The 8281-nt window shown below is 70.9% G+C and carries 6 protein-coding genes and 1 pseudogene; 4 read left to right on the top strand and 3 right to left on the bottom strand.

The window, feature by feature from the left end:
* Nucleotides 1-228 precede the first annotated feature (228 nt).
* The 3 genes from GBZ26_RS23920 (at nt 229) to GBZ26_RS23910 (ending at nt 4508) form a co-directional block, all read left to right on the top strand.
* Nucleotides 229-2988, top strand: a complete 2760-nt coding sequence (locus GBZ26_RS23920; RefSeq protein ID WP_174440997.1) for a sensor histidine kinase — start codon at nt 229-231, stop codon at nt 2986-2988.
* Nucleotides 2985-3683 carry a response regulator gene (locus tag GBZ26_RS23915; protein ID WP_109068728.1) on the top strand — a complete coding sequence of 233 codons (699 nt, stop codon included), beginning with the start codon at nt 2985-2987 and terminating at the stop codon, nt 3681-3683. The genes GBZ26_RS23920 and GBZ26_RS23915 overlap by 4 nt, the downstream gene beginning before the upstream one ends.
* A gap of 171 nt (nt 3684-3854) precedes the next feature.
* Entirely contained in the window at nt 3855-4508 is a 654-nt protein-coding gene (locus tag GBZ26_RS23910) for a TerC family protein (protein ID WP_174440996.1), read from the top strand.
* A gap of 41 nt (nt 4509-4549) precedes the next feature.
* Here GBZ26_RS23910 and GBZ26_RS23905 read toward each other — a convergent pair whose 3' ends face one another.
* Nucleotides 4550-6250 (bottom strand): adenylate/guanylate cyclase domain-containing protein, encoded by a 1701-nt coding sequence (locus GBZ26_RS23905; protein WP_174440995.1) that lies wholly within the window; start codon nt 6248-6250, stop codon nt 4550-4552.
* A gap of 171 nt (nt 6251-6421) precedes the next feature.
* On the opposite strand from GBZ26_RS23905, the gene GBZ26_RS23900 reads away from it, so the two are divergent.
* Nucleotides 6422-7120 carry a Crp/Fnr family transcriptional regulator gene (locus GBZ26_RS23900; protein WP_174440994.1) on the top strand — a complete coding sequence of 233 codons (699 nt, stop codon included), beginning with the start codon at nt 6422-6424 and terminating at the stop codon, nt 7118-7120.
* Nucleotides 7121-7129: 9 nt separating this feature from the next.
* On the opposite strand, the gene GBZ26_RS23895 is transcribed toward GBZ26_RS23900, so the two are convergent.
* A complete protein-coding gene (locus tag GBZ26_RS23895) occupies nt 7130-7708 on the bottom strand; it encodes a YceI family protein (protein WP_035680162.1) in 579 nt (192 codons plus the stop codon).
* Between the two features lie 45 nt (nt 7709-7753).
* Nucleotides 7754-8281: pseudogene (locus GBZ26_RS23890) on the bottom strand (hypothetical protein); the annotation flags it as partial.

Genomic DNA, 8281 nt, shown 5'->3' with positions numbered 1-8281 from the left:
TGATGATTAATAGACATCCGGTCTTGGCTGCAAGTACTGAATGAAATGGGTAGTTGGCATATCAGCGTCAGAATTGTCTGTTTATATGCTTTATTCTTTCTTTGTTTTTTTTTTTTTGCAGACCGAAGCCGGCATCGGGCCTCCCCCTTAGTCTCGTGGGCTTGGAAGTGTGTATGAGGGGCAGGGGGGGGGGCGGGGCCGCCGATCCGTTCCGAAAGCCGCCCCCCGATGCCGAACGATCGAACCGCCACCACGGCCCGGCCCTCGCCCGAAGCGCTCCTGCGCGAAGCGGCGCGGGAGGGGCGCGGGCGGCTGAAGCTGTTCCTGGGGGCGGCCCCGGGCGTTGGCAAGACCTACGAGATGCTGCTGACCGCCCAGGCCAAGCGGCGCGACGGGGTGGACGTGGTGGTCGGCGTGGTCGAGACCCACGGCCGGCGCGAGACCGAGGCGCTGCTCGCCGGCCTGACGGTCATCCCCCGCCGCAAGATCGAGCACAAGGGCCATCGGCTCGACGAGATGGACCTCGACGCCATCCTCGTCCGCCGCCCGGCCATCGTGCTGGTGGACGAGCTGGCTCACACGAACGCTCCCGGCAGCCGGCACGCCAAGCGTTATCTGGACGTGGAGGAGATCCTCGCCGCCGGGATCGACGTCTACACGACGATGAACATCCAGCATGTGGAGAGCCTGAACGACGTCGTCGCCCGGATCACCCGCGTCCGCGTGCGCGAGACGGTGCCGGACTCCATCCTCGACCGCGCCGACGACATCGAGGTCATCGACATCACGCCGGACGACCTGATCCAGAGGCTGAAGGACGGCAAGGTCTATGTCCCGCACACCGCCGAGCGGGCAATCCGCCATTACTTCTCCCCCGGCAACCTGACGGCGCTGCGCGAGCTGGCGCTGCGCCGCACCGCCCAGCGGGTGGACGAGCAGTTGCTGACCCATATGCAGGCCCACGCCATCGCCGGCCCCTGGGCGGCGGGGGAGCGGCTGCTGGTCTGCGTGAACGAGGACCCGGCCTGCGCCGCCGTCGTCCGCTACGCCCGCCGTCAGGCGGAGCGGCTGCGCGCCCATTGGACCGCGCTGCACGTCGAGACTCCGCGCAGCCTGCGCCTGAGCGAGGCCGAGCGCGACCGCATCGCCGACGCGCTGCGGCTGGTCGAGAAGCTGGGCGGCGAAGCGGTGACCATCCCCGGCGGCGACGTCGCCGGCACGGTGGTCGAATATGCGCGGGCCAACAACGTCGCCCACATCGTCATCGCCAAGTCCCACCGCGGCCCCTGGGCGGAGCTGCTGCGCAGCTCCATCGCCTTCCGGCTGATCCGGCGGGCCGGCGGCATCAGCGTGCATGTCATCGCCGACGACGCCGAGGAGCCGATCCCGCCCAAGACGGTGCGCACCGCGGCCCCCCGGCGCCCGGCGCTGTCCTGGTGGCCCTACGCCGCCGCCACCGGCTATGTCGCGCTGGCGCTGGGCGTCGGGGAGGTGCTTCAGCAGGTGCTCGACGTCAGCAACGTCGCGCTGGTCTTCCTGACGGCGGTGCTGAGCAGCGCGGTGACCGGCGGGCTGGGGCCGTCGCTCTACGCTTGTGTCGTCAGCATCCTGGCCTTCAACTATTTCTTCCTGAACCCGCTCTACACCTTCTCCATCGCCGATCCGGAGAACATCGTCGCGCTGTTCTTCTTCGCGGTGGTCGCGGTGATCGCCAGCAACCTGACCGCCCGCGTGCGCGCCCAGGCCGTCACCGCCCGGCTGCGCGCCAAGACGACGGAGGATCTCTACGGCTTCAGCCGCAAGCTGGCCGGGGTGGTCACCATGGACGACCTGCTGTGGGCGACCGCCCACCAGATCGCGGCGATGCTGAAGGTGCATGTGGTCCTGCTGCTGCCCGACGGCGACGCCGTGTCCGTCCGCGCCGGCTACCCGCCGGAGGACGAGCTGCGCGAGGCCGACCTCGCCGCCGCCGTCTGGGCGTGGGAGAACAACCGGCCCGCCGGGCGCGGCTCGGACACGCTGCCCGGCGCCAAGTGGCTGTTCCTTCCCCTGCGCACCGGGCGCGGCCCGGTCGGGGTGGTCGGCATCGACACCGACACCGCCCGCACCGGCAAGCCCGGCGCCCTGCTGACCCCGGACCAGCGCCGGCTGCTCGACGCGCTGACCGATCAGGCGGCACTCGCCATCGAGCGGGTCACCCTGGCGGAGGATGTGGACCGCGCCCGTCTGGCCGCCGAAACGGAGCGGCTGCGCTCGGCCCTGCTCACCTCGATCTCCCACGACCTGCGGACGCCGCTGGCCTCCATCCTGGGGTCGGCGACCAGCCTGACCGCCTACGGAGCCGGGATGGACGAGGCGTCGCGCCGCGACCTCGCCGCGACCATCCAGGAAGAGGCGGAGCGGCTGAACCGCTTCATCGCCAACCTGCTGGACATGACGCGCCTGGAATCGGGGGCGATCCGCCCGCGCACCGGACCGGTCGATCTGGCCGAGACGGTGGGCAGCGCGCTGGAGCGGGCGGGCCGCATCCTGGCCGGGCACCGGGTGGACGTCGATCTGGCCGCCGACCTGCCGATGCTGGAGGCGGACGACGTGCTGTTCGAACAGGTTCTCTTCAATCTGCTGGACAACGCGGCCAAATACGCGCCAACAGGCTCGCTGATCCAGGTCGGGGCGTCGCAGGAGGACGGTCGGGTGCGCATCGAGGTGCGGGACGAGGGCGACGGCATCCCGGCGGCGGATGTCGAGCGCATCTTCGACAAGTTCTACCGCGTCCATGCCCAGGACCGGCAGCGCGCCGGGACCGGGTTGGGGCTGGCGATCTGCCGCGGCTTCGTCGAGGCGATGGGCGGCACCATCGCCGCCGGCAACCGCAAGGACCGCTCCGGCGCCGTCTTCACCCTGACCATGCCCGCCGCCGCCGCTCTGCCCGGCCTTGAGGAGCCCGGCCTTAAGGACCCCGGCCATGAGGAGGAGGGGGCGCCATGAGGTCGGACAGCCTGCCGCTGCGCGTCCTGGTGGTGGACGACGAGCCGCCGATCCGCCGCTTCCTGCGCACCACCCTGTCCGCCCAGGGCTACGACATCGCCGAGGCGGAGGATGGCGCGGGCGCGCTGGAGGCGGTGCGGCGACGCCCGCCGGACCTGCTCGTGCTCGACCTCGGCCTGCCGGGGATCGGCGGGCTGGAGGTGATCCGCCGCCTGCGCGCCGACGGTGTGGCCGCCCCGATCATCGTCCTGTCCAGCCGCGCCGACGAGGCGGGGAAGGTGGAGGCGCTGGACCTCGGCGCCGACGACTATGTGACCAAGCCCTTCGGCATGGACGAGTTGCTGGCCCGCATCCGCGCCGCCCTGCGCCACCGCCTGCAGCAGCAGGGGGAGCGCCCGCTGTTCCGCAGCGGCGACCTCGCCGTCGATCTGGTCCGGCGGATCGTGACGGTGCGCGGCGCCGAGGTGAAGCTGTCGCCCCGCGAATACGACCTGCTGCGCCTGCTGGTCGCCCACGCCGGCAAGGTGCTGACCCACCGCTTCATCCTGAAGGAGGTCTGGGGGGCCGATACCGACGTGCAGTATCTGCGCATCTACATCCGCCAGCTCCGCCAGAAGATCGAGGCGGAGCCGGAGCGCCCCTCTCACATCCTGACCGAGACCGGCGTCGGCTACCGGCTGCGCGCGCCCGACTGACCCCGCCCCCACGTCCGTTGCAACCCACCGCTGCACGCCAAACCTGCTGCGCCGTGGTTGGATTCGTGCGACAGAACCCCCAGGGCCGCTGTTTCCAAGCGCAAGCCCCAACAAAAAAGATGACCGCACACCGCAATTGAGCCCAACCGAAGCCTTCGAAGAGATTTTCATATGGAAAGCGTCGATCTCTGGTCGCAGCTCACCGCCCTCGGGCAGGTGGTCGCCATCGACCTTGTTCTGGCCGGCGACAACGCCATCGTCGTCGGCATGGCCGCCGCCGCCGTTCCCGTGGAGCAACGCCGCAAGGTGATCGTCTGGGGCATCGGCGCCGCCATCATCCTGCGCATCTTCTTCGCCCTGATCACCACCCAGCTTCTCGCCATCATTGGGCTGACCCTGGCCGGCGGCGTCCTGCTGCTCTGGGTCTGCTGGAAGATGTACCGCGAGCTGCGCTCCGGAGGGGCGGACGAGGTGACGCCCGACGAGGCGCTGGCCGCGAACGGCTCCGGCGACGCCGCGGTCGGCGCGGCGGTCGCGACGACCACCTTCGGCGCGGCGGTCTGGCAGATCGTGGTGGCGGACGTGTCGATGTCGCTCGACAACGTTCTGGCCGTGGCCGGCGCCGCCAAGGACCATCCGACCGTCCTGGTCATCGGCCTGCTGCTCTCCGTCGTCCTGATGGGCGCCGCGGCCAACATGATCGCCCACATCCTGCACAAGCACCGCTGGATCGGCTGGATCGGCCTTGCCATCATCACTTACGTGGCGCTCGACATGATCTGGCGCGGCGGCAACGAGGTCCTGGCCCAGGCCCATCTGCTTTGATGAGCCGAAAAACCCCCGCCGCTCCGGCGGGGGTTTTTTCTTCAGGCGCCAGTACCCTCCAGCAGCCCCCGCAAATCCTCCTGGCGCTGGACCGTCCGCACCCCCAGCGTGCCGTCGCGGCCCCGGATCGCCACCTCCCGGCGCTCCAGATGCTCCAGCCGCCGGAGCCCCGCCAGCTCGGCGGCCGCGTCGGAGAAGACCACGGTGGCGCCCAGCGTCTTGGTCATCTCCTCCAGCCTTGCGGCGACGTTGCCGGTGTCGCCGATGAATTGCAGCGACCCGTCCTCCGAACAGGCCACCGCCCCGACCACGGCGAGGCCGGAATGCACCCCGGCCCCGAAGGCCAAGGGCTGGTCCAGCTCCTCCGCGAGGTCGCGGCTCAGAAGCTCGATGTCGCGCCACAGGTCGGCGGTGGCGCGCAGCGCGCTGGCCGCCGCCGCCGCGGGGTCCTCCTCGTTGGCGAACATGCCCATCACCCCGTCGCCGGCGATGGCGATGACGTAGCCGCCGTGCTTCCGGATCGCGTCGGTGACGACCTGGACGTAGCGGGTGACGATGAACAGCGCGTCGAAGGGCAGCCGCTCCGCCGCCAGCGAGGTCGATCCCCGCAGATCCACGAACAGCGCGGTGATCGCCAGCTCGCGCCCGCTGTCCATGGGGGCGGAGACGGCGAAGGTGCGGCCGTTGTCCCGCGCCGACAGCAGCGGCGTCACCGACAGCGGCGCCACCGGACGGAGCTGGCAGGCGAGGCGGACGGCGCGCGGCGCCTTCATCCGCTCCAGCACCGCCCGTTCCGTGGCGTTGGGCGGCGGCAGGGCATCCGCCCCCTCGGTCACCCGGATGCGGCAGGTGGAGCAGCGCCCCCGCCCGCCGCACAGCGCGGTGTGCGGGACGCCGTTGGCGCGGCTGGCCTCCAGCACCGAGGTGCCGCGCGGGACGGTCACCGTGCGCCCGCCGGGGTAGGCGATGCGGACCGGGCTGGTCGCCCGCGCCCGCCAGTTGCGGACCTGCCGCAGCCCCAGCGTGCCGACCAGCAGCAGGACGTAGGTGTTGAACACGCCGCCGCTGATCGCCGCCAGCGCGGCGCGGTTCTCCGCCTCCGGCGTGCCGGGAGCGGGCGGGCGGAACTGCTCCAGATAGGCGGGGTCGGCGGCGGCCCGGCGCTCGGCGTCCCATCCGGCGTTGACGATCCCGGCCAGCGCCAGCAAGGGCAGCAGCATGGCGAAGGCACCGAGCAGCGCGGCGCGGCGCCGGTACCAGGGCTTGACCATCAGCCAGCCGCGCACCCCGATGCAGCCGTGGATCCACACGATCACCAGCAGCAGGAGCTGGCGCCACAGCAGGGTTTCCGGCGCGGTGATCCAGTAGAGGACGATCGCCCGCGGGTAGGTCAGCGGGTCGTTGTAGAGGTCGTCCGACAGCATCCCCGTCATACCATGGGAGATCAGAAGGAGCGGGATGCACAGGCCGAGTCCGAGCTGCCACGCCTCCCCGGCGGGCATGCGCAGGTGGCGGCGCCGGTACAGAGCCCACAGGCCGAGACTGGCGTGGGTGACGAAGGAGCCGGCGAGCAGCGCCTGCCCCGGCAGCGTGTCCCACACCCACAGCAGCGTGCGCCGCGCCACCTCCATCCCCGGCAGCAGCAGCAGCCCGGCGGCGTGGGTGAGGAAATGGGTGATGACGAAGGTGAACAGCGTCAGGCCGGTGAACAGGCGCAACGGGCGTTCGATCCGGCGTTTCATGAACGGGTCCCGATCATGAACGGATGCGGGCGGCGGATGGAACGGTCGTCATGTCGGTCGGCGGGCTCGGGCTGTGAATGTCGGCTTCGGCGTGGCGTCCCCGGGCATCCTATGAGATCATCCCGCGCCATGCCACAGCCGGACACCCATTCCCCTCCATGAGGCCCGTTCATGAGGCGCCGGACCGAAACGCTGGCCGGGGCGGCGCTGTTCCGCTCGCTGTCCCCCGACGCGCTGCGGGCGCTGGAGGACCGCTGCCTCTGGCGCCGGGTGGAGGCCGGGCAATGGATCATCGATTTCGAGGATGAGGGGACCGACGTCTTCGTCGTCGCCGCCGGTCTGGTCCGGGTGACGATCCGCGCGATCTCCGGGCGGACGGTGATCCTGCGCGACATCCCCGCCGGGGAATTCTTCGGCGAGCTGGCGGCCATCGACGGCAAGGCCCGCTCCGCCGGCATCGTCGCCGTGACCAACGCCACGGTCGCCTGCATGCCCGCCGCGCTGTTCCGCGACTGCATCCACCGGCATCCCGACGTCTGCGACCAGGTGATGGTCCTGCTGGCCGGGGAAATCCGGAAGCTCGCCACGCGGGTGAACGAGTTCAACACGCTGGACGTGCGCCACCGCCTCTATGCCGAGCTGCTGCGGCTGGCCCGGCCCGACGGGCGGGGGGAGCACAGCGCCACCATATCCCCACCGCCGCCCCACGCCGACCTCGCCGCCCGTGTCAGCACCCGGCGCGAGGCGGTCTCGCGGGAGCTGAGCGCCCTGGAGCGCGACGGTCTGCTGGAGAAGCGGCGGGGGGCGCTGGTCCTGCTCGACACCCGCCGCCTGCGGGAGCGGGTCCGGCAGGCGGCGGAGGAGGACTGAAGGCGCTCTTTACGCCTTCACCGCCTCGGACTCGATGATGATCTGGATGTCGTCGCCGATGTTCGGCACGCCGTACTTCATGCCGAAGTCGGAGCGCTTGATCGTGCCGCGGGCGGAAAAGCCGACCGTCTCCTGCTTGCTGGCCGGGCTGACGCCGTCCTTGTTGAAGGTCACGTCGAGGACCACCGGCTTGGTGACGCCCAGCAGCGTCAGGTCGCCGTGCAGCTTGCCGGTCTTGTCGCCGGTCTTCTCGATCTTCGTGCTCTTGAAGGTCAGCTTCGGGAACTCCTTCACGTTGAAGAAGTCCGGCGACTTCAGGTGCTCGTCGCGCTTGGCGTGGTTGGTGTCGATGCTGGCGGTGTCGATGGTCACCGACAGGCTGCTCTTGTCCGCGGCGTCCTTGTCGAAGGCCAGCTCGCCGGCCACCGTGTTGAAGCTGCCGACGGCCTTGGAGAAGCCCAGATGGTCGACGATGAAGACCACCGCGGTGTGGGCCGGGTCGAGCTTGTAGGCGACCGGGGCGGCCTGGGCGGTCAGCGGCAGGGCGACGAGGGCCGAGAGGGCGGCGGCGGAGAGAAGACGCTTCATGATTCGGGAGTCCTTTGTCGGATGGAACGGGATGAAGGGGGTGGGTCAGTAGCCGGACACGTCGGAACCGGCGGAGAGCAGGAAGGCGACGCCCACGGCGGCGACGGCCGGCACCAGGGCGATGGCGGTCAGCGCCACGGTGCCCATGGCCCGTCCCGCGGCGGTGCGCGGCAGGGGCAGCCGGTCGCGCAGCCGGTCGGCGAAGAAGGCCGGCAGGACGAGCAGCAGGGCTTCGGCGCGGGCGGAGGAGAAGAAGGTCAGGGTGGCGGCCAGCAGGACCAGGATGCCCAGCGCCGCCTGACCGGCGTTGCCCCAGGCGTGGCGCTCCACCGGCCAGTTCCACAGCAGCAGGCCGCCGGTGGCCGCGGCCAGCGCGAAGGCGAGCTGGGCGACGGAGGCCGAGGCGCCGACCAGCGCCACCCCGCCCACCGCCACCGCGGCGGCCAGCAGGGCGACGCCGGGCGTCGCCACCCCCTCGCCCTCGCCGGCGGTGCGGGACAGGGCGATCCAGCCGCCGGCCAGCAGCAGGACCGCGGCGGTGATGGTGTCCAGGCTCTGTCCCTTATAAACAAC

Source organism: Azospirillum formosense, from assembly GCF_013340925.1.
Lineage (GTDB): Bacteria > Pseudomonadota > Alphaproteobacteria > Azospirillales > Azospirillaceae > Azospirillum > Azospirillum formosense.
This window is presented reverse-complemented; position numbering and strand designations above follow the sequence as displayed.